Raw genomic sequence first — 22,016 nt, forward strand, 5'->3', positions numbered from 1 at the left:
GTGCCCGGAAATCTGCTGCACGTCAACGCGACGGTGACCTGCCCGCACGGCGCCCCGGCGACCGCCCGGCCCGCCCAGGCCCGGGTGCTGGTCACCGGCCAGGCCGTCACCAGCACGGCCGACCCGTACACCGTGACCGGCTGCCCGTTCACCGTGGCCGGCAAGCCGCAGCCCTGCGTCACGGTCCGCTGGGTGGTGCCCTCGGCCCGGATCCGGGTGAACGGCTCCCCCGCGCTGCCGCAGTCCGCCGTCGGGCTGTGCCAGAGCGCCGAACAGGTCCCGCAGGGGCCGCCGGTCGTGACCGTCGTCCAGCAGCGGGCGGAGGGGGTATGAGCACCGCCCAGCCCTCCTGGAACGGCTTCGCGCCGTGCGGACCGGTCCGCACGGACCTCGCGTTCCCGTTCCGGACCGACCGCCGCGGGCGCACCGCCGAGGCGGCGTACGACGACCATGTGCGCGACCTGATCGAGCAGTTGCTGTTCACCAGCCCCGGCGAGCGGGTGATGCACCCGGACTTCGGCTGCGGACTGCTCGACCTGGTCTTCGCGCCGAACAGCCCGGAGCTGGCGGCCACCCTGCAACTGTCCGTCCAGGCGGCGCTGCAGCGGTGGCTCGGCGATGTGATCGAGGTCGCCGCGCTCGACGTGGAGAGCGAGGACAACGTGGTGCGGGTCGAGCTGGCGTACGTGGTCGTCCGGACCGGTACGCGGCGGCAGGACGTGTTCGAGGGCGGGGTGGCGGCATGACCGGGCGATCCGAACGGCCCACGGCCCGGTGCGGGACGGAACTCCGGCGCGCCGACGTGCGCGCGGCGCACCTGCTGGGCCTGGACGGCGCCGAGCCGGACGACGACGGGCGCACGCTGGGCGTGACCTTCCTCGGCCGGGCGCCGGACGGGCTGGGCCCGGAGAACATCCGCGTCGACGGCGGCCGGCGGATCACCGGCCTGCGCGCCGTCGCGGTCGACATCGAGCGCGCGGACGACCCGGAGCTGGACGACCGGATGCGCATCACCCTCGACCGCTCCGGCGACACCTCCCGCTACCGGCTGACCGTGGTCGAGGCGGACGCCTACGGCCGGCCGGGCACCCGCCCGTACCCGGGCTTCGACCCTCGGTACGCGAGCACCGGGTTCTCCTTCGGCGCCGACTGCCCCTCGCCTTTCGACTGCCGCACCGAGGAGGGCTGCCCGCCCGCCGTCCGGCCGACCCCGGTCGTCGACTACACCGCCCGCGACTACGAGAGCCTGCGGCGGCTCGTCCTGGACCGGATGAGCCTCACCGTCCCCGGCTGGTCCGAGCGGCACCTGCCCGACCTCGGCATCACCCTGGTCGAGCTGCTCGCCTACACCGCCGACCAACTCTCCTACCAGCAGGACGCGGTGGCCACCGAGGCGTACCTCGACACCGCCCGCCGCCGGGTGTCGGTGCGCCGCCACGTCCGGCTGATCGACTACGCCGTGCACGACGGCTGCAACGCCCGGGCGTTCGTCGCGCTGACGGTGGACCGCCCGCTCACCCTGCGGCGCGGCACCTTCCGCTTCGCTGCCGTCGACCTCGGCCGGCTCGACCCGCGGGAACGCCCGGAGCTGTCGACGGTGATCCCGGACGAGCAGCTGGACACGCTCGCCGGAACCGCCGCCGTCGAGGTGTTCGAACCGCTCGGCGGGGCGGACCTGGCGCTGCACCCCGCGCACAACACCCTCCGGTTCTGGACCTGGGGCGACCAGGACTGCGTGCTGCCCGAGGGCGCGACCTCCGCCACCCTGCGCGACGACTGGCACGCGGCCGATCAGCGGGAGGGCGGCCGGCCGGAGTCCCGCCCCCGGCGCCTGGCGCTGCGCCCCGGCGACCTGCTGATCATCGAGGAGGTGCTCGGCCCGCGCACCGGCGCCCCCGCCGACGCCGACCCCGCGCACCGCCAGGCCGTCCGGCTCACCTCGGTCACCCCCCTGGTCGACGAGCTGTACGGGCAGCCCGTGGTCGAGATCGCCTGGGCGCCGCAGGACGCGCTCGCCTTCCCGGTCTGCCTGTCCGCGCACGGCGGGAGCGCGTGCGACCCGATCGCCGACGTGAGCGTCGCCCGCGGCAACGTCGCCCTGGTCGACCACGGCCGCTCGCTCACCTTCTGCGGCGGGGCCCCGGAGACCTTCGCGGTGCCTCCGGAGCCGGTCCGCGTGGCGCCCTGCGGGCCGGACGGGTCCGGCTGCGCGGACCGCACCGGGGGCAGCCCCGCCGCGGAGGCGATCCACGGGCTGCTCGACCAGACCCGGACCGGCCGCCCGCTCGGCCCGGAGCAGGTCCGCGAGCTGTACGCGCCGGTCGGCGAGGCGGCGGTGCGCCGGGCCGGGCTGAGCGTGCGGCTCGCACCCGGCGCGAGCGCGGAGGGCGGGGACGGCGGGGGCGCCGTGGTCGAGCCGCCCACCGCCGACGCCCAGGCGGCGGCGCTGGAGACGCTGCTCGACCAGACCCGCTACCCCGTCCTGCCGCCGCACTTCCGCCCGCTGCTGCGCTACGCGCCGGTCACCCGGGCCTCCGCCCACCCGGACCGGGCGCACGTCAGCGCCGGACAGGCCGCCCTGCTCGCCGCCGTTCCCGAGCGGGTGCGGCAGCGGCTGGAGGAGCTGTGGCACCGGGCGCGCCGCGGCCACGACCTCTCCCGCACCGAACTCGCCGAGCTGACCCTGCTGTTCGGCGCCCAGGTGGTGCGCGAACTGCGCCTCGCCGACCGGCCCGCCGCCGCACTGCGCGAGCTGCTGGCCCGCCGCACCCGGCTGCTCGCGGCCAAGCTGCGCCGCCTCGACGTGCTCACCGCGCGGGCCCGCTCCGGCGTGCTGCTGCGGCGCTCCGGCGTCTGGGAGGTGGCCCAGAGCTGGGGCGCCCGGTACGCCGCCGGGCTCGACCCCGACTCCCCCGCGCTGGCCGGCCCGGCGGGCGGGATCGCCGTCCAGGACCCGCGCGCCGCGCTGCCCGCGGTCCGGGCCACCGCCGATGGCCAGGAGTGGACGCCCCGCCGGGACCTGCTCGCCGACGGCCCGCGCGACCGGCACTTCGTGGGCGAGCCGGAGGACGACGGCCGCCTCGCGCTGCGCTTCGGCGACGGCCGCCACGGGCTGGCGCCCCGGCCCGGCGCGGAGCTGCGGGTCGCCTACCGGATCGGCAACGGCGCGGCCGGGAACGTCGGCGCGGAGGCCGTCAACCACCTGGTGGTCTGCCAGGACCAGCCCCGCCCGGCGGAGCCCGGCACCGCCACCCGGCCGCAGGACGCGGTGGCGCCCGGCACCGCCGCCCACCCGCAGGACGCGGTGCTCCTGGTCCGCAACCCGCTGCCCGCGACCGGCGGCGTCGAGCCCGAACCGCTCGACCAGGTCCGCCAGTCGGCCCCGCTGGCGCTGCGCCGCACGCGGCTGCGGGCCGTCACGGCCGCCGACTACGCGGAGCTGGCCGCCGCCCTGCCGGGCGTCCGGCGCGCCGCCGCCGGACTCCGCTGGACCGGCAGCGTCCAGGAGGTCCACGTCGCCGTCGAGCCGTACGGGCGGGCGGTGGCGGACACCGCCCTGTTGGAGGCGGTCGGGCACGGCCTGGAGGCGTACCGGCTGATCGGCCACGACCTGGTCGTCCGCCCCGCGCTGCTGGTGCCGATCGACCTCGAACTGCGGATCTGCGCCGCCGCCGGCCACCAACGCGGCCACGTCCTGGCCGAGTTGCGGCGGGTGCTGGGCAACCGCGCGCTGCCGGACGGCCGCCTGGGCTTCTTCCACCCCGACGCGCTGGGCTTCGGCGACCCGGTGCGGGTCTCCCGGCTGGTGGCCGCGGCCGCGGCCGTGCCGGGCGTGATCAGTGCCCAGGTCACCCGGCTGCGGCGGCAGTTCGGTCGGGACGACGGCGAGCCGGCCGACGGGCTGCTGCGGCTCGGCGCGCTGGAGATCGCCAGTTGCGACAACGACCCCGACCGGCCGGAGAACGGCCGGCTCTCGATCGTGATCGGAGGCGGCCGATGACCGGCCAGTGCACCTGCGGCTGCGCGGGCACCGCAATCGAGACCCCCGCCCCGCTGTTCAACCCGCCCGGGCTGGACGCCATCGGCTACCGCGTCGGCCGCCACGGGGAGTTCCTCGCGAGCCTGCTCGCCCGGCTGTCCGGCCCCGCGTACCCGGCGCTGCGCGGCCTGACGGTCCGCACCCCGGACGACCCGGCGATCGCGCTGCTCGACGCCTGGGCCGTGCTCGCCGACGTGCTGACCTTCGCCTCGGAGCGGATCGCCAACGAGGGCTACCTGCGCACCGCCACCGAGGAGGCCTCGCTCACCCTGCTCGGCCGGCTGGTCGGGCACCGCCCCCGGCCCGGCGTGGCCGCCGACACCTACCTCGCCTACACCCTCGACCACGACCCGCGGGCCGCCGAGGACCCGACCGTGACCGTTCCGCGCGGCGCCCGCAGCCAGAGCGTGCCCGGCCCCGGCGAGGACCCGCAGTCCTTCGAGACCGCCGAGGACCTCGCCGCCCGCTCGGCCTGGAACGAACTGGCCGTCCTGCGCCGCCGCCCCTACCAGCTGACGCCCGGCCAGCTGAACCCCGGCGGACGCGCCGAGCTGTTCGCCGCCGGCACCGCCAACAACATCAGGCCCGGCGACCGGCTGCTGTTCGTCTTCAGCGCCGACCGGGCCGCCGACCCGGTCCACCGGGCGCTGCGGCTGGTGCCCGAGGTCCGGCTCGACCGCGAGAACGACGTCACGGTGATCGGGCTGCCCCGCGACCTGCGCACCCTCAAGGACCTGCGCGCCGAACTGGCGGACTGGATCACGCCCGCCCCGACCGCCCCGAACCCCAGGCCCGGGCACAGCCGGATCGTCCGGGACTTCGACGGGCAGGTGCTGGCCCCGCTGCGCGCCGACCTCGACCTGCCGTCCGGTCCGCTGAGCACCCCGGCCGACTTCGCCGACCGGCTCACCCCGGTGATCGCCCGGGCGGCCGAGGCCGCCGAGCTGGCCCGGTCCCGGCCGCCGGTGGCCGACTGGTTCGGCCGCCTCGGCGAGGAACTGACCGGCCTCCAGGACCGCGCCCACCAGCTGGAGCCGCCGCAGGCGCCCGACGCCCCCGGCTCCGCCGCCGACCCGGCCGTGCGCGGACTCGGCTCGCTGCTGGCGGCGCTGCGCACCACCCCCACCCGGCCCCCGCTCAGCGCCCGGGACCTCGCCCGCGACCCGCAGCGCCTCTTCGCCCCCGGTTCGGACCTCGGCGCGCAGCTGCTCTCCGCGCTCGACCCCCGGCTGCGCGACGGCCTCTACCCCGCCTGGCGGCGGGTCGACCTGACCGCGCCGCTCGCCGTGCACGAGATCCAGGCGATGCGGGTGGTCGCCACCCCGTTCGGCGCCACCGCGCCGCTCAAGCCCGTCTTCGGCGACGACGGCCGGATCGACCGCTACGTGGACTGGCCGCTCTCCGGCAGCACGCTGATCGGCGTCCGGGTCGCCTTCGACACCACCGGCGCCGTCCCCGAGACGGCCGACTTCACGTACGTCGAGGCCGGCAGCCTGGTGCACAGCGGCTTCTCGCTGCCGTGGGACCACACCTTCCCGTTCGGGCCGGGTCAGGTCAAGGTGGTCACCACCGCGCCGCCGGCCCCGCCGCCGGACCCGCACGCCGCCGCCGAGCCCGCACCCGCACCCGACCAGGAGCCCGGCGTCAGCGCCCGGTTCCTGGCCAAGCTGCCCGAACGCACGGTCTTCGTCTCCCGCCCGCAGGCCGACAACCGCGTGCACGTGAAGATCGACGGCGGGCCCGGCCCCGCGCTCGACTACCGGCTCGACCCGGACCAGGAGCGGACCGGCGAGTCCGGCGAGCTGAACGTCCGGGTGCACCGCTACCCCGCCACCGAGCAGTCGGCCGCCGCGGTCGAGGTGGTCCTCACCACCAAGCTGCAGCCGGTCTCCGGCACGGTCCTCACCCTCGACGCCGTGTACGACCAGATCGCGCCCGGCAGCTGGGTGGTCATCCAGCGCCCGCGCAAGGGACTCGACGGCGGCATCCCGGGCAGCCGCGACCTCGCCGAGGTCATCACCCGGGTGACCGATGTGCGGGTGATCTCCCGCGCCGACTTCGGCATCACCGGCAAGGTGACCGAACTCTCCCTGCAGCAGCCGTGGCTGGACGACCAGGACACCCAGCTCTCGCACATCCGGGACGCCACCGTCTACGCCCGCGGCGAGTCGCTGCGGCTCGCCGACGAGCCCGTCACCGAGGACGTCCACGGCGGCCGGATCGAACTCGCCCGGCTCTACGACGGGCTGACCCCCGGCCGGTGGATCACGGTCGGCGGCGAGCGGACCGACATCCCGGGCACCACCGGCGTCCGGGCGACCGAGCTGGCCATGATCGCCGGGGTCGAGCAGGGCGTCGACCCGCACCTGCCCGGGGACACCGTCCGCACCACGATCACGCTCAGCGCCGACCTCGCCCACCGCTACCGGCGCGACACCGTCCAGGTCCTCGGCAACGTGGTCCGCGCCACCCAGGGCGCCACCCGCGACGAGGCCATCGGCAGCGGCGACGCCGGCGTCCCGGGCCAGCGCTTCGCCCTCTGGCAGTCGCCGCTCACCTGGCTGGCCGCCGACACCCCCGGGGGCGCGCGCAGCACCCTGGAGGTCCGGGTCGACGGCGTGCGCTGGCACGAGGTCGACAGCCTCGCCGGGCGCGCCGCCGACGAACGGGTCTACGTCACCGCGACCGCGACCGACGGCCGCACCACCGTCACCTTCGGCGACGGGGTGCACGGCTCGCGCCTGCCCACCGGCCGGGAGAACGTCCGCGCCCGCTACCGGATCGGCATCGGCGAGTCGGGCAACGTCGGCGCCGGCCGGATCACCCAGCTCACCACCCGTCCGCTCGGCGTCTCCGCCGTCGTCAACCCGCTGCCCGCCACCGGCGGCGCCGGCCCGGACGGCCCGGGCCTCGCCAGGCGCACCATCCCGCTCGCCGTCACCGCCCTGGACCGACTGGTCTCGGTGGCCGACTACGAGGACTTCACCCGCTCCCGGGCCGGCATCGGGCGCGCCTGCGCCACCCGGCTCTCGGACGGCCGGCGCGAGCTGGTCCACGTCACGGTGGCCGGGGTGGACGACATCCCGCTCACCGACGACTCCGACCTGATCCGCACCCTGCGTTCCGCGCTCACCGCCTACGGCGACCCGAGGCTGCCGGTCGAGGTCGCGCTGCGCGAACTCGTCCTGCTGGTCGTCGCCCTGAGCGTCAAGCTCGACCCGGACCACTCCTGGGACGTGGTCGAACCGGCGGTGCGCCGCGCCCTGCTCGACCGCCTCGGCCACCCCACGCGCCAACTCGGCCAGAGCGCCCACCTGTCCGAGGTGCTCGCCGTCGCCCAGGCCGTCCCCGGTGTGGACCGGGTCGACGTCGACGCCTTCACCGGCGTACCCGGCAGCCTCACCCCGGAGGGCCTGGAGCACCTGTCCGACCGGCTCGCGCGGCCGCAGCCGACGGTCCCGGCCCGGCTCGCCCGCTTCGAGGAGCAGCGGTACCGGGTGCGCGACCCCGCCGGGGAGACCCTGACCGACATCGCCGCCCGCCACGGCATCCCGGTCGCGGAGCTGCTGCGCCTCAACCCGGACGTCACGGACACCCGCCCGCTGCCGGCCGGCCGGGTGCTGACGGTCTTCCGCGGCATCCGCCCGGCCCAACTCGCCCTGCTGTCACCGGATCTGCCCGACACGTTGATCCTCAAGGAGGTCCACGCATGACCGAGTCGACGGAGCGCGACCCGGACGGGCTGCTGGAGCTGCTGCCGCAGTGGCACCGGCTGCGGGACGCCGACGCGGGCGAGCCGCTGCGCGCCCTGCTGGCCGTCGTCGCCGAGCAGGTCGACCTGGTCCGCGGCGGCATCGACCAGGGCTACCGGGACTGGTTCGTGGAGACCGCCGCCGACTGGGCCGTCGCCTACCTCGGCGACCTGGTCGGCTATCGGATCCTGCCCGGCTACGAGGAGGTGCTCGCCACCGGCCTGCACGGCGGCGCCTCCCCGGAGCGGGCCGCGGCCCGCGACCGGCTCGCCGCCCGGCTGGCGCCGCGGCTCGACGTCGCCAACACCGTCGCCAACCGCCGGCGCAAGGGAACGCTCGCCCTGCTGGAGGAGCTGTCCGCCTCGGTCGCCGAGTGGCCGGCCCGGGCCGTGGAACTCTCCCGGCTGCTCGGCGGCACCCAGCCGGTGCGGCTGCTGCGCCCCGACGAGGAGCCGGCCGACCGCCGGCGGCTGAGCCGGGGGCGGCTGATCGACGTCCGCCAGGGCGCCGCGCTGGACCTGCTCGGCGGGCCCTTCGACGAGCAGGCGCACACCGTCGACGTCCGCCGCGCCGCCTCCGCCCGCCGCCGGGGCGGCTACACGCCGGCCGGCGTCGCCCTGTACGTCTGGCGGCTGAAGCCGTACTCCGTCACCCGGGCACCGGCCTACTGCATCGACCGGGCCAGGAACCTCTTCACCTTCTCGGTCCTCGGCAACGACGCCCCGCTCTTCACCAGGCCCGAGCCGGAGCCCTCGCCCGCCCACCTCGCGGAGATCGACAACGTCCCGGCCCCGATCCGGCGCCGCCAGCTGGCCGAGCGCCCGGCCGACTACTACGGGCCCGGCAAGAGCTTCGCCATCTGGCGCGACGGCGCCCAGGAGCCCATCCCGCCCGCGGAGATCACGGTGGCCGACCTGACCGGCTGGACGTACCGGCCGCAACGCGGCCAGATCGCCGTCGACCCGGTGCTCGGCCGGATCGCCTTCGGCGCCCGCACCGCCCCGCGCCGCGGCGTCTGGGTCGACCATCACTACGCCTTCAGCGACGACACCGGCGGCGGGGAGTACCCGCGCGAGCGCCCGCGGACCCGGCACCTGACGGTCTACCGCGTCGGCCCCGGCCAGTCCCACGAGCGGATCAACGACGCGTACGAGCAGTGGCGCGCCGACCAGCAGGCCGGGCGCGCGGGCGGCGCCGCCGTCATCGAGATCACCCACAGCGGCGCCCACCAGGAGCAGCTGGACTTCGACCTGGCGGCCGACGACCGCCTCGAACTGCGCGCCGCCGAGGGCACCCGGCCGGTGATCCGGCTGCTCGACTGGTACAGCAACCGGCCGGACGCGCTCAACGTCCGCGGCCTCCACCCGGGCGGGCGGCTGGTCCTGGACGGCCTGCTGATCACCGGCCGCGGGGTCAACGTCACCGGCCCGCTCGCCTCCGTCACCCTGCGGCACTGCACCCTGGTGCCCGGCTGGTCGCTGGAGCCGCACTGCGCGCCGCACGCGCCGCAGGAGCCCAGCCTCGTGCTGGACCACACCACGGCCTGCGTCCGGATCGAGCGCAGCATCCTGGGCGCGATCCAGGTCGTCGGCGACGAGGTGGACGCCGACCCGCTGGAGATCCACCTCGACGACAGCGTCCTGGACGCCACCGGGCCCGGGCGGCCCGCGCTCTCCGGGCCCGACTGCGCGCACGCCCACGCGCTGCTGCACGCGCACCGCTCCACCGTGGTCGGCGAGGTGCACACCCACGCGGTGCCGATCGCCGAGGACTGCGTCTTCACCGGCCGGCTGCGGGTGGCCCGCCGCGCGCTCGGCTGCCTGCGGTTCTGCTACGTCCCCCCGGGCTCGCGCACCCCGCGCCGGTACGCGTGCCAGCCCGACCTGGCGCGCTCGGCGGTCACCGAGCTGGTCGAGCGCGGCGAGCTGCCCCCGGAGCAGGCCGCCCGGCTGCGCGACACGGAGGCCGCGCGGGTCCGCCCGCTGTTCACCAGCCTGCGCTACGGCACGCCGGGCTACGGCCAGTTGGCCGCCGGGTGTGCGCCGGAGATCACCCGCGGCGCCGAGGACCGCGCCGAACTGGGCGCCTTCCACGACCTGTTCCAGCCCCAGCGGGAGGACAACCTGCGGGCGCGGCTGGCCGAGTACACGCCGGCCGGCACCGACGCCGGGATCTTCTTCGCCACCTGACCCGCCCCCGCTCCTTCCCCTTCTCCTTCCCCTGCTCCTCCTCCCGACCTCGACCCTGTGAGGGAACCGTGCACGCAGACTTCTCGCGCCTGACCTTCCGCCCCGGCAAGCACTACTCCGCGGTGCTGACCCAGCAGGGCCGGGTCCAGCTCGACGCCGACGCCAACGAGCAGGCCGCGATCGAGCGCCACCAGTTGCGCACGCTCGCCGCCGACCTGATCGGCCGCCACGGCGGACCGGCCGCGGCGGCCGGATTCGCGATCGGCCACCTGCCGGGCAACCACGACGTGGACGACCTCACCATCGGCGGCGGCCGCTACTACGTGGACGGCGTCCTGTGCGAGGCGGACCGTCCCGAGCCCGCCCCCGCCGTGCCCGACGACGACTCCCCGGACGGCGACGACCTCCGCCCGGCGCCCGCCGGCTGGACGTACTGGGACCAGCCGGACGCCTACCGGGACCAGGAGCGCCCCGAGGACCGGCTGCCCGGGGAGTTCCCGTTCCTGGTCTACCTGAAGGTCTGGGAGCGCAGCGTCACCGCGGTCGAGGACCCGGAGATCCGCGAGGCCGCGCTCGGTGCGGCGATGCCCGACACGGCGGCCCGGGCCAAGGTGGTCTGGCAGGTGCTCGCCCTGCCCGCCTCGGAGTTGAGCGTTCCGGAGGGCGGCGGGGCGGACCAGGTCCGGGAGGCCTTCGACGCCTGGGCCGAAGCGCACGAGCGCCCCGCCTGCTCGCTGGCCGCCCGCGCCCGCCGCCCGGAGCGGGCGAGCGAGGACCCGTGCCTGGCCCACCCCGAGGCCGCCTACCGGGGCCCGGAGAACCAGCTGTACCGGGTGGAGGTCCACCGCGGCGGCTCCGCCGAGGGCGGCGCCACCTTCAAGTGGTCCCGGGAGAACGGCTCGGTCGTCCTGCCGATCGCCTCGGTCGAGGGCGTCTGGGTCGACCTCACCTCACTGGGCGACGACGACAAGCTCGGCCTGTCGGTCGGCGACCGGGTCGAGGTCGCGGACAGCGCCTACGTCAGCCGGACCGAGCCGGCGGACCTGCTCCAGGTGGAGGAGACCGACCTGCCGGGCCGCCGGGTGCGGCTGTCCGCCGAACCGGCTCCCCAGACCGCCCGCCTGCCCGAACGCCACCCCTTCCTCCGCCGCTGGGACCACCGCGCCCCCCGCGGCCGGTCCGCCCTCCCCCTGTCCGGCGGCGCCCTCCCCCTCCAGGAGGGCACCTGGCTCGACCTGGAGGACGGCGTCCAGGTCTACTTCCGCCCCTGCGGCACCTACACCCGCGGCGACCACTGGCTCATCCCCGCCCGCACCGCCACCGGCTCCGTGGAATGGCCCCAGAACGCCGCCGGCACCCCCCTCCTCCACCCCCCGACCGGCCCCCACCTCCACCACGCCCCCCTCGCCTGGATCACCGCTCCCACCACCACCCTCGACCTCCGCCGCACCTTCACCCCCCTGGCCGGCGCGTAGGGCCGAACCGGGCCCTACCCGGCGGCGCTCATGGCCGGTGCCGTGCCGCGCAGGGACACCCCGAAGCGCGTACGGAGCCGCCGCACCTCCCACCAGGCCACCGCGGTCACCGTGACCGGCCCGCCGACGGCGGCGCACAGCCGGACGGGCAGCGGGCCGGGCGGCAGTCCGCCGAACACCAGCCCGATCACGGCGAGCTCCCAGACCAGCACGCCGGTCAGCACGGGCGGGAACACCGCGTGCACCCGGTCCATGGTGAAGGCCGTACGGACCACCGTCGGTGAGGCGAACGCGACGAACATCAGGGCCCAGATCGGCGCCGCCGTGACCAGCAGGTCGAACACCTGGCCCAGCAGCAGCGTCCGGACCGATCCCCGCACCTCGCCGGCGAGCCACAGCAGCACGGGCACCGCCGTACAGGCGCCCACGTACTGCAGGGCCGTCAGCACCGCCGGCCGCACCTGCGCCCGCATCGCCGGCCGCGCGGCCGGTGCGGCCAGCCGGAACAGCACCCCGACCACCACCGGCGCGGTCACCAGCACCAGCACCGGCGTGACCGCCAACCGCAGCTCCAGCTGATCGTCGACCTCGCTCCAGTCGTCCGGCGACCCGTACACGACCAGCACCACGAGCCCCGCCACGAGCGCCAGCCACCCCCGGACCCGCTGCACCCGCAGCACCGCCGGATCGGTGATCCCCTGCGGCCCGGCCACGACGAACACCCGCCGCGCCAGCCGCCGCGCCGACCGCGCCATCGGATAGAGCCCCAGGAACAGCAGCAGCGGCCACAGGCAGAACAGCAGGGGCACCAGCGCCCACCCGCTGATCGCCCGCCACACCGGCGCCACCAACTCCCGCAGCGTGGGCCACTCCTCACCCCGGAACCGCTGCCGCAGCGGAACGCCGCCGCGTCGGGAGTGCTGATCTCCGTACGTCACACCAAGTTCCTCACGCGGTCTCTGCCCGTTCGCCGACACACCGTCAGCCCTGCAGCGCCGCACACTACTGCCGCCCGCCCGCGCCCCGGCCACCGCCCCGGGCCTGTTCCCGCCGCGCACGGCCTGCGGCCGGGGCGCGCACGCCCTCGGCCCGCGCCGAGGAGGTGCCCCCGCCGTCCGCCGACGGCGACGGCCCCGGGCGCCCGTTTGGGAAATCTCCCTAACTATCACTCTTGACGCGCCCTCGTCGGCCTCGCGATTCTGAAGTCCGCGTCCCCTCCACGTCCCCCGCGCATCGGAGAATCGAGTAGACGTGCACCGACTCAAGAGCGCCCTCGCCACCGTCGCACTGGCCCCCACCGTCCTGGCCCTGCTGCCCGCCGCGAGCGCCACGGCCGCCGGCGGTCCGGCCGTGCCCTTCGGCAGCCACACCTTCCCGTACGCGGCGGGCACGCTGCGGCCGGGCGGCGCCCAGTCGTCCCTCGACCAGCAGGTGATCGACAAGTACAACGCCTGGAAGGCCGCCTTCCTCAAGCAGAACTGCGGCAACGGCTGGTACGAGGTCCTCTCCCCCGACGCCGACCACCCGTACGTGGCCGAGGGCCAGGGCTACGGCATGGTGATCACCGCCCTGATGGCCGGCGCCGACCCCGGCGCGAAGACCGCCTTCGACGGCCTGCTGAAGTTCGTGCTCGCCCACCCGTCGGTGAACAACCCCGATCTGCTGGCCGCCGAACAGAACGCCTCCTGCCGGAGCGTGGACGGCTCCGACTCGGCGACCGACGGGGACCTCGACGTCGCCTACGGGCTGCTGCTCGCCGACCGGCAGTGGGGCTCCACCGGGACGTACGACTACAAGGGCCTCGCGCTCGAGCACATCGACGCGATCAAGGCGAGCGAGATCAACCCGAGCACGCACCTGACCCTGCTGGGCGACTGGTCCGATTCCGGCGACTCCCTCCACTACGTCACCCGGTCCTCGGACTGGATGATCGACCACTTCCGCGCCTTCAGGTCCGCGACCGGCGACGCCGCCTGGGACACCATCCGCACCGCCCACCAGAACCTGATCACCTCCCAGCAGTCCAGGTACGCCGCGAACACCGGTCTGCTGGCCGACTTCGTGGTCAACACCGACAGCACGCCCAAGCCCGCCGCCGGCCAGGTCCTGGAGAGCCCGCACGACGGCGACTACGGCTGGAACGCCTGCCGCGATCCGTGGCGGATCGGCACCGACGCCGTGACCAGCGGCGACGCCGCCTCGCTCGCCTCGGCGCGCAAGCTGAACGCCTGGATCCGGTCGAAGACCGGCGGCAACCCGGGCGCCGTCGTCACCGGCTACCGCCTCAACGGCTCGGCCTTCGACAGCGGCACCGACATGGCCTTCACCGCACCCTTCGTCGTCACCGCGATGACCGACCCCGGCTCCCAGGCCTGGCTGGACGCCCTCTGGAGCAAACTGGTCGCGACCCCGATCAACCCCTCGCTCTACTACGGGGGCAGCGTCCAGCTCCAGACGATGATCGTGGCCTCCGGCAACTACTGGCGGCCGTAACCCCCTTCGAGGGCGGACGGCCGTCAGCCGCTCCAGGTGCCGGCCGAGGTCGCCGTCCGGGTCGCCGCGCCCGGGGCGGCCGTGCCGCCGCCCGCCGCTCCGGCCGAGGTGCGCAGCGCGGCCGCTCCCGTGGAGACCGCCGGACCGTGCGACGCGGCGGCGGTGGTCCGGCGCGCGGCGGCGGCCACGACCGGGGGCGCGTCGCCGGCCGGCGCGAGCCGCTCGATCCGCAGCACCAGGTTGCGGTCCCGGCGGTCGCCGGCGTGGTCGCGGTTGCGGCTGTGCACGACCTGCGTCGGCACGCCCCGGATCTCCTCCCACCGGCCCTGCACCGCACGGACGTTGGGGCACCACTCGCCCTGGTCCCGGTGCTCCAGGTCGAGCTGCCAGCTCGCCGCCTCGACGACGTGGACGGCGCCGACCTCGCCGGGGATCTCCACCGGGGCGGCGCCCCGGACGGTCACCACCGCCCGCTGCGGAAACCCCCCGTCCACCGCCGTCACCGTGATCCGGCTCGACCCCTGGTACCAGGCCATCGCTGTCCTCCCTCGTCCGTCCTGCGGGCCGACTGCCGACCGGCCCCAGCCGGTAGCACGGACGGCGCACCCTTCGGGGTTCGACCGGCGACCGCCGCACGCACCGTCAGGCGCGGCGCCTGGCCGCCGCCCTGCGTGCGGCGAGGACCAGGCCCGCGCCGACGGCCAGCACGGCGCCACCGGTCAGGGCGAGCGGGGTGTTGTCCCCGCCGCCGGTCTGGGCCAGGGCCGGGCCGGCGGTGGGCGAGTCCGTGGCCGTGGTCCTGGCCGGCGGGGTCGCCGCCGAGGGCGTGGCGCCAGGCGAGGCCGAACCGGACGCGCTCGCCGTCGGCACCGGGCTCGCCGGGACGGACCGCGTCCCGCTCGGCGTCGGCGTACCGGTCGGCGTCGCGGTCGGGGTCGGGGTCGGCGTCGCGGTCGCCGGAACGGACGGCGCACCGGTCGGCGTCGGAGTCACCGTCGCGGACGGCGTCGGCGTCGGCGTGGCGGACGGGCAGAGCGGCACGTCCGCGACCTTCCTGTCCACCTGGGTGTCCGCCAGGGTGTACCGCCAGGTGTCGCCCTGGCCGGAGTAGCCGACGGTCACCTTGACGGTGGCGTTCGCCTCGATCCGCCCCCGGTGCACCTCGGTGCCGCCGACCAGGCTCAGGGTGTAGTCGCCGGCCGCCTTGTAGCGGTTCCCGATGACCAGCTCGACATGCCCGGCGTCCGTCCGGCAGCCGACCTCCAGCGAGGCGTCGCTCGGCTTCCAGGCGAACGCGGTCCCGGTGCCTGCCAGGGCGAGGGCCGCGACCGCGCCCCCGGTGACCGCTGCCGTCCGGCGGATGTGCTTCATCTCTGCTTCTCCCAGGGAGTTCGTGGAGCGGGACCGCCTCGCACGCCCTCCCTGCCGTTCGACGCGACTCCCGCCCCCGAACACGGACGGCGGGGCCGATCGGGTTCACCGCAGGTCGGAGCGACCGCAGCAGTCCGATGCCTCCGTGACCTGCCCGGATGCGGCGGCTCCGGCGAGCACGCGGCGCAGCGCGGCTTCGCCCGGCACCCCGGAGACCGTGCCGTCGGCGTCCCGGTACAGGCGACACGACAGGCTGGGCACGGCCCCGGGCGGGGCGAACGGGTCGGTGCCGTCGACCAGGACGGTCGGCGACCCGTACATGCCCCGGCGGAGGGCCTCGGCCTCGTCGCGCACCTCGACCAGCTCCACCTGCGCGTCCCGCCCGTCCCGCCCGTCCAGGCTGTCCAGGGCGGCCGTGACCACCTCCAGCGCCGGCCGGGCGTTGGGGCAGTCCGCCACCGTCAGCACCGTGATCCGCATCCGTTTCACCCTCCAGGTCGTCACTCCGCCACGTGTCGACCGTAGCCCTTCCCGTACGCCCCGGCCGAAGCCGGTACCGGGTCCCTCAGGTGACCCCGGGGCGTGGGGGCGCGGCGCAGCCGCCGGGGCGTCGCATAGTCGGAGTGCTGGTAACACCTTCCGATCATGAGATGAGCCGACCATGCGCCTGCCCCGTCGACCGGCCCTCGCGGTGGCCGTCCCGCTGCTCCTCGTCGTCGCGGGCTGCGGCTCCCCGGCCGAGCCGCCCCCGGCCGACGGCCCGAGCCCCACCCCGACCCCCGCCACCGCCACCGCGTCCCCGACCGGACCGCGCGCGTTCACGCTGGTCGCCACCGGCGACGTGCTGCCGCACACCGAGATCATCCGGCAGGCCAACGAGGACGCCGGCGGCAACGGCTACGACTTCGACAGGATGTTCGCCGACGTCAAGCCCCTGATCAGCGGCGCCGACCTCGCCATCTGCCACATGGAGACCGTCTACGGCCCCGACGGCGGACCCTTCACCGGCTACCCGGCGTTCAAGTCGCCGCCCCAGGTCGCCCGGGCCCTCAAGGACGCCGGGTACACCTCCTGCGACACCGCCTCCAACCACACCCTCGACGACGGCCCCGCCGGCATCCGCCGCACACTCGACGCCATGGACGCCGTGGGCCTCGCCCACACCGGCTCCGCCCGCGACGAGACCGAGGCCGGGCGACCCGCGCTGCTCCGGGCCGGCGGCGCCACCGTCGCCCACCTCGCGTACACCTACGGCACCAACGGCATCCCGCTGCCGGCCGACCGCCCCTGGGCGGTGAACCTGATCGACCGCGACCGGATCCTCGCCGACGCCCGCACCGCCCGCGCCGACGGTGCGGACGTCGTCGTGGTGAGCGTCCACTGGGGCACCGAGTGGCAGGACGCCCCGAACGACCAGCAGCTCACCCTGGCCCGCGACCTGGCCGCCGGGCGGGCCGGGGACCACCCCGCCGTCGACCTCGTCCTCGGCACCCACGCCCACATCCCGCAGGCGTACGAGAAGATCGGCGACACCTGGACCGTCTACGGCCTCGGCGACCAGCTCGCCGGCCACATGTTCACCTACGACGGCGCCGAGGACCCGCGCGGCAACTGGAGCTCGATCGCCCGCTTCACCTTCACCCCGCCGGACACCCCGGACCGGCGCTGGACGGTCACCAAGGCCGAGTTCGTCCCCCAGGTCACGGACCTCGGCCCGCCCTACCGCGTCCTCGACCTCCGACAGGCCGCCCGCCGCGCCCCCGACCGCGCCGACTACACCCGCGCCCTGGAGCACATCAGCTCGGTGGTCCTCAGCCGGGGCGCCGCCTCGGCCGGCCTGACCATGGCCCCCTGATGCGCGACTTCTCAGGATCCTCGGCCACCGCGGCGACCGCCGATTCCGCCGGCACGTGCGGAACGCCGTGCCGTCAAGGATCGTAGGGGCAGTTCCAAGTGCCCGCCGGTGCACTGTACGGGGTCGCACGGCCATGGTTGGCGGATCAGCGGTGACGAATCGTCCATTCCGCCATAAGAGTGGAGGTTTTCTTCCCGTAGAATCCAGAGGAACTCGTGCTTGCCGGAAGTTTGCCATCAATAGGTCGCAGATGCTTGGTTCTGCTGACTCTCCTCGCCGTACTGCTCGGCTGGTCCTCCGCGCTCCCCGCCAGAGCGGTACCGGGAATCCTCCTCCCTGCTCTCACCATCAACTCCCAAGGCGCGAGGTGGGATGCGATCGGGCCGGCGAGTCAGCGATTTCCCGTGATCGCCGTTCAGGAGGCCGGCGGCAGCCCCGCGGCGCTGGGACTGCCGCAGACAGCGGTGACTCACGGGCCCAGCGTTCGGCCCAACTGGAGCCCCATCCACCCCCAGTCGTTGGCAAGCCAGAACGGGGAGCACTACGAGGTCGGGACCTACAGCTGGACCGGTGTTCCGGGCCGACTCCTCCATTGGATGAAGACCGACTTCAGCCAGGCCTCGAGGGTCAACCTCGCCATGGTGACGAGCATGCCGGTCGACGAGGTGCGCATCGTGGAAGGCGCACCGATGCAGAGCGGCTTCTTCGGAAGGCCTTCCTTCGGCGTCCGCATCGGCAGCACCATCTACTACACCCTTCACGCGAGTTCGGGTGACAGCGGCCACGACGCCGACCAGCTCCTTCGCAATATCGCCGCCGACGCCCGGGACGCCTCCAACCGCCTGGGGACCCCGATCGAGTGGGCCGCCCTCGGCGACTTCAACCGGGACCCGGAGCTGTGGAAGCCGACGGGGACGCTGATCCAGACCGCTCAGGCACTGGGCGCCGCCGTCTACCAGACCGGTTACGCCACCCACGAGGGCCAGAGCGAACTCGACTACATGGTGAGCAGTGTCCATCCGGCCCAGCCGGGCTACCGCGCCGAACTGCTCGGCGCGTTCATCCCCTCCGACCACTTCCCCGTGGCCTTCCACGTGCCGATGGCGGGTGGCGCCGATCCCGGGAAGACGTACCGGTTGATGGGCGCGGCCGCGGACAACAGTGCGCGCTGGACCATCGGTGTCGCCCCCGACCGGGCGAAGGACAGCGGCGCCCCGATCACCGCGCAGGCCGTGCACCGCAGTCTCGGCCAGATCCTGCGGATGGACAGGCCGAAGGAGATCGGGGGGAAGACCTACTCCGAACTCGTCGTCATGGCCTCGGAGAAGTGCCTCGACCTCGCGCCCGCCACTCCCACGACACCGGCGAACGCGCTCGTCCAGAACGCCTGCCAGGAGTCTCCCGGGAGCAGCCAGCTCTGGCGCCTGGACCCCGCGTTCAACCAGCTCGTCAACCCCGACGGCCTCGCGGTGACCCTGAAGGGCCAGGCGCTGGGGTCGGGTCTCTCGGCCGCCGCCGCGGTCCCCCAGCCCGACCCCTGGACGATGGCCCCGATCGACCTGATGTCCTGGAGCTGCCCCCTCGTCCCCGTCCCGGGCGTCGTGGCCGCCTCCCTCACGACCGCGGACTCCTCCGGGGGCCAGACACCCTTCCCCACCCCGAAGCCCGACGCGTGCGCACCCGCCCCGGCGGTGGTGTCCATGGGAGACAGCTACATCTCCGGCGAGGCCGGCCGGTGGGCGGGCAACGCCGACAGCTACGCCGACGGGTCCGCCTGGGGCACCGACCGGTCGGCCGTGAACTGCAACGCCGACGAGAGCACCTGCACGCACGACCTCACCCGGGTGTACGGCGACACCTCGTACGCGCAGAAGCCCGGCCAGGCGTGCGACCGGGCGGACTCCGCCGAGATCCGCGGCGCCGAGCTGCCGGACCTGGCCGGCGCCCAGCGCTACAACATCGCCTGTTCCGGGGCGACCACCGCCAGTGTCCTGTCGGAGCCGTTCAAGGGGCAGCGCCCGCAGATCGAGGACCTGCGTGACATCGCCGCCGCGCACGACGTCTCCGTGGTGGTCCTGTCGGTCGGCGGCAACGACCTGCGGTTCTCCGAGATCCTCGCGGACTGCGCCAAGGCCTACCTGTACCCGTCCGTCAACAACCACGGTTGCCGGGCCTCCCAGGAGGACCGGTTCGCGGCGCAGCTCGCGACGGTCAAGGCGGACGTCGTCCAGAGCGTGACGGCGATCCGCACCGCGCTGCGCGCCTCCGGACAGCCCGAGGGCAGCTATCACATCGTGCTCCAGTCCTACCCGAACCCGCTGCCGAAGAGCAGCCAGTACCGGTACCCGGAGGGCTCGCTCAACCCGTTCGACAAGTACGGGCGCTACACCAAGGGCGGCTGCCCGTTCCTCGACCAGGACACCGACTGGGCGCGTGACTCGGTGATCCCCCGGATCACCACGATGCTGGCCGAGGCCGCCGGCCAGGCCGGCGCCTCGTTCCTCGACGTCCAGGACGCCTTCGCCGGCCACGAGCTGTGCTCCTCGTCGGCCCAGCAGGCCGTCTCGGCCAACAACTCGGCCGCTCCGCTGGACGCGACCCGCGCCGAGTGGGTCCGCTGGGTCCCCTACCTCAGCGAGCAGACCAAGGACATCCCCTGGACGGCCCAGGGGCACCAGCAGGAGGCCGTCCACCCCAACTACTTCGGGCAGCAGGCCCTCGCCGCCTGCCTGACCAAGGTGCTCGGCATGCTCGGCACCACCCCGGTCACCTCGCGCTGCGCGGGCACGGCCGGCACCTCGCCCGACAGCTTGGACGACACCAGCCAGGTGCTCGCCAAGGGCAACCGCCGTGGCCCGGTCGACGGCCTGCCGGACTGGAGCGGGGCGGGCTACCGGGGCGGGGAGCGGCTGCCGAGCGCCTCGGCGCGCTCCCAGGACCCGCGCTGCCGGATCACGCCCCAGGACCTGAGCAGCCGGTTCGGGGTGAAGGCCGATGACGGCCAGGACGACACCGCGGGCATCCAGGCCGCGATCGACCACATCCGCACGACGTGCACACCGCACGCCTCGCAGACCCGGCTCTCCTCGATCGAACTGCCCAAGGGCACGGTCAACGTCAGCAAGCAGCTCGCCGTCGACGCCTCCTACCTCGTCATCCGGGGTCAGGGAACGGACCCGGCGAACGGGACCCGCATCGTCTTCAGCCCGGACGCCGCGACCCGCTACGACACCCTCTACCAGGGAAGCCGCTGGGACCAGGACTCGATGCGCTACGAGTGCCCGGGCAAGCTCGGGTCGATCATCGGCACCGGCGGCTGGATCTGGCCCGGACGGGGCCTGTTCCGCGTCCAGACGCGCGAGGTGTCGGCCAAGCACCAGCGGATGTGCGGCGACATCTCGGCGATCCCGGAGAACCGCCGGGACCTCTTCGAGGGCTCGGTCAACCAGCACTGGGAATCGGGCCTGGAGGTCGCCGGAACGGCTGCCGACCCCGCCTTCGCGTCCCGCGAGGGATCCCGGACGATCCAGTTGAAGCCGGATGCGCAGATGTCCGTGTTCAGCCCCGGCGGCTACCTCTGGGTCGGTGCCGCGAACAGCCTGAAGTTCTACCAGAGCCAGCAGATCGACACGACCGCGCAGGCGACCTACCTGGACAACCTGCACATGCGCCAGCAGGTCTTCACGATCTCCTCGGTCGACGCCGACCGTCGCACCGTCACCGTCGACAAGCCCCTGGAGTTCGACCTGCCGGTCAACTCGGTGTCCGACGGGTCGCCGCCGCTGCCCGCCGGCACCGTCTACCCCAGCAAGGTCACCCCGCTCAAGATGATCACGGACGTCGGCTTCGAGGACTTCACCTACACCCAGCAGCTCGACAAGATGCCCAAGAACGGCGGCGGGGCCTACCAGGCCGACCCGAACTGCACGGCCCAGGGGCCGAACTGCCCCGTCCACAACTACGGCAACCTCGCGCCCGAGTACTCCATGCACGGCATCGTCTTCAAGTGGGCCGCCAACTCCTGGGTCCGGGGGGTGCGGGGTGAGATGACCGGCTCCCACCCGGTCGTCACCGAGGTCGCCAAGAACCTCCAGATCGAGAACAACTGGTTCGACGGCTCCTGGAACAAGGGCAAGGGCGGGAACGGCTACCTGCGCGGCTCACGCGTCTGGGACTCCCTCTACGCCTTCAACACCACCCGCAACCTGCGCCACTTCACCTTCCAGTGGTCCTCCTCGGGCAACGTCGCGGTCGCCAACGACTTCGACTCCGACCTGAACCTGCACGGCGGATGGGAACGGCGCAACCTCTTCGACAACAACGTCGTGCACGTCCCCTTCGACCACGCCTCCAAGAGCTGCACCGCCAACTGCGGCGGTGAGGGAGGCGTCAGCGACAAGGGGACCTGGTGGCCGATCTACTGGAGCGCCGGCAACAAGGCGGTCAAGTGGTCCGGCTCCAGCGGTCCCCAGAACGCCTTCTTCAACAACACCCTGTCCAAGCAGACCAGCGCCTCCGGCCCCTATGAGAGCTATCAGCCCTACTCCAGGCCCGGGCGGGTCTACCAGTTCGGATCCGACATGACCGACCCCCGCGTGTTCAAGCACCTCACCACCGGCGGCAGCGCCATCGCCGACTGGGCCGACCTCGAGAACCGGGCCTACACCGGCGGAAACGGCGTGAACGACTCCTACGAGGACGACGGCGACTCGCTGTTCCTGAAGTCCCTCCCGGAGCCGGGACAACTCCGCCGGGGCCGGTGACCGTTCCCCGCACGAGGAGTTGACCGGGCCGTACCCGCCGACCGGCGGGTACGGCCCGTACTCGTGGCCCGGGTGCGGC

At 74.6% G+C, this 22,016-nt stretch carries 13 protein-coding genes; 9 read left to right on the plus strand and 4 right to left on the minus strand.

The genetic code is table 11. From position 1 onward, the window contains the following. The 6 genes from ACFCLZ_RS05420 (at position 1) to ACFCLZ_RS05445 (ending at position 11,455) form a co-directional block, all read left to right on the plus strand. The gene (locus ACFCLZ_RS05420; RefSeq protein WP_380283529.1) at positions 1–333 is read left to right on the plus strand and encodes a hypothetical protein; all 333 of its coding nucleotides are present in this window, start codon (positions 1–3) and stop codon (positions 331–333) included. Then, positions 330–746, plus strand: a complete 417-nt coding sequence (locus ACFCLZ_RS05425) for a GPW/gp25 family protein (RefSeq protein WP_380283531.1) — start codon at positions 330–332, stop codon at positions 744–746. Before ACFCLZ_RS05420 ends, ACFCLZ_RS05425 begins: the two co-directional genes overlap by 4 nt. Continuing rightward, the gene (locus ACFCLZ_RS05430; protein WP_380283532.1) at positions 743–4,000 is read left to right on the plus strand and encodes a putative baseplate assembly protein; all 3,258 of its coding nucleotides are present in this window, start codon (positions 743–745) and stop codon (positions 3,998–4,000) included. Before ACFCLZ_RS05425 ends, ACFCLZ_RS05430 begins: the two co-directional genes overlap by 4 nt. Next, on the plus strand, positions 3,997–7,752 hold the full coding sequence (locus ACFCLZ_RS05435) for a putative baseplate assembly protein (protein WP_380283533.1): 3,756 nt from the start codon (positions 3,997–3,999) through the stop codon (positions 7,750–7,752). The genes ACFCLZ_RS05430 and ACFCLZ_RS05435 overlap by 4 nt, the downstream gene beginning before the upstream one ends. Further along, positions 7,749–9,980: a hypothetical protein gene (locus tag ACFCLZ_RS05440; RefSeq protein WP_380283534.1), complete on the plus strand. Its 2,232-nt coding sequence runs from the start codon at positions 7,749–7,751 to the stop codon at positions 9,978–9,980. The genes ACFCLZ_RS05435 and ACFCLZ_RS05440 overlap by 4 nt, the downstream gene beginning before the upstream one ends. Before the next feature lie 68 nt (positions 9,981–10,048). Beyond that, complete coding sequence (locus ACFCLZ_RS05445) at positions 10,049–11,455, plus strand: DUF6519 domain-containing protein (protein ID WP_380283535.1); 1,407 nt, start codon at positions 10,049–10,051, stop codon at positions 11,453–11,455. A gap of 14 nt (positions 11,456–11,469) precedes the next feature. Here the strand turns inward: ACFCLZ_RS05445 and ACFCLZ_RS05450 are convergent, their stop codons facing one another. Continuing rightward, complete coding sequence (locus tag ACFCLZ_RS05450) at positions 11,470–12,393, minus strand: hypothetical protein (protein WP_380283536.1); 924 nt, start codon at positions 12,391–12,393, stop codon at positions 11,470–11,472. 313 nt (positions 12,394–12,706) lie between these two features. On the opposite strand from ACFCLZ_RS05450, the gene ACFCLZ_RS05455 reads away from it, so the two are divergent. Further along, entirely contained in the window at positions 12,707–13,948 is a 1,242-nt protein-coding gene (locus ACFCLZ_RS05455) for a glycosyl hydrolase family 8 (protein WP_380283537.1), read from the plus strand. 23 nt (positions 13,949–13,971) lie between these two features. Here the strand turns inward: ACFCLZ_RS05455 and ACFCLZ_RS05460 are convergent, their stop codons facing one another. The 3 genes from ACFCLZ_RS05460 to ACFCLZ_RS05470 all read right to left on the minus strand — a co-directional run bounded on the left by ACFCLZ_RS05460 (position 13,972) and on the right by ACFCLZ_RS05470 (position 15,799). Continuing rightward, the gene (locus ACFCLZ_RS05460; RefSeq protein ID WP_380283538.1) at positions 13,972–14,484 is read right to left on the minus strand and encodes a hypothetical protein; all 513 of its coding nucleotides are present in this window, start codon (positions 14,482–14,484) and stop codon (positions 13,972–13,974) included. A 106-nt stretch (positions 14,485–14,590) separates the two neighbouring features. Next, the gene (locus tag ACFCLZ_RS05465) at positions 14,591–15,319 is read right to left on the minus strand and encodes an LPXTG cell wall anchor domain-containing protein (RefSeq protein WP_380283539.1); all 729 of its coding nucleotides are present in this window, start codon (positions 15,317–15,319) and stop codon (positions 14,591–14,593) included. Positions 15,320–15,424: 105 nt separating this feature from the next. Beyond that, complete coding sequence (locus tag ACFCLZ_RS05470; protein ID WP_380283540.1) at positions 15,425–15,799, minus strand: alkylmercury lyase; 375 nt, start codon at positions 15,797–15,799, stop codon at positions 15,425–15,427. Between the two features lie 181 nt (positions 15,800–15,980). Here ACFCLZ_RS05470 and ACFCLZ_RS05475 point away from each other — a divergent pair, with 181 nt between their 5' ends. Next, positions 15,981–17,174 (plus strand): CapA family protein, encoded by a 1,194-nt coding sequence (locus tag ACFCLZ_RS05475; protein WP_380283542.1) that lies wholly within the window; start codon positions 15,981–15,983, stop codon positions 17,172–17,174. 596 nt (positions 17,175–17,770) lie between these two features. Next, complete coding sequence (locus ACFCLZ_RS05480) at positions 17,771–21,937, plus strand: GDSL-type esterase/lipase family protein (RefSeq protein WP_380283543.1); 4,167 nt, start codon at positions 17,771–17,773, stop codon at positions 21,935–21,937. Positions 21,938–22,016: the final 79 nt, after the last annotated feature.

Origin of the sequence: Kitasatospora purpeofusca (assembly GCF_042691725.1) — a bacterium.
Lineage (GTDB): Bacteria > Actinomycetota > Actinomycetes > Streptomycetales > Streptomycetaceae > Kitasatospora > Kitasatospora purpeofusca_B.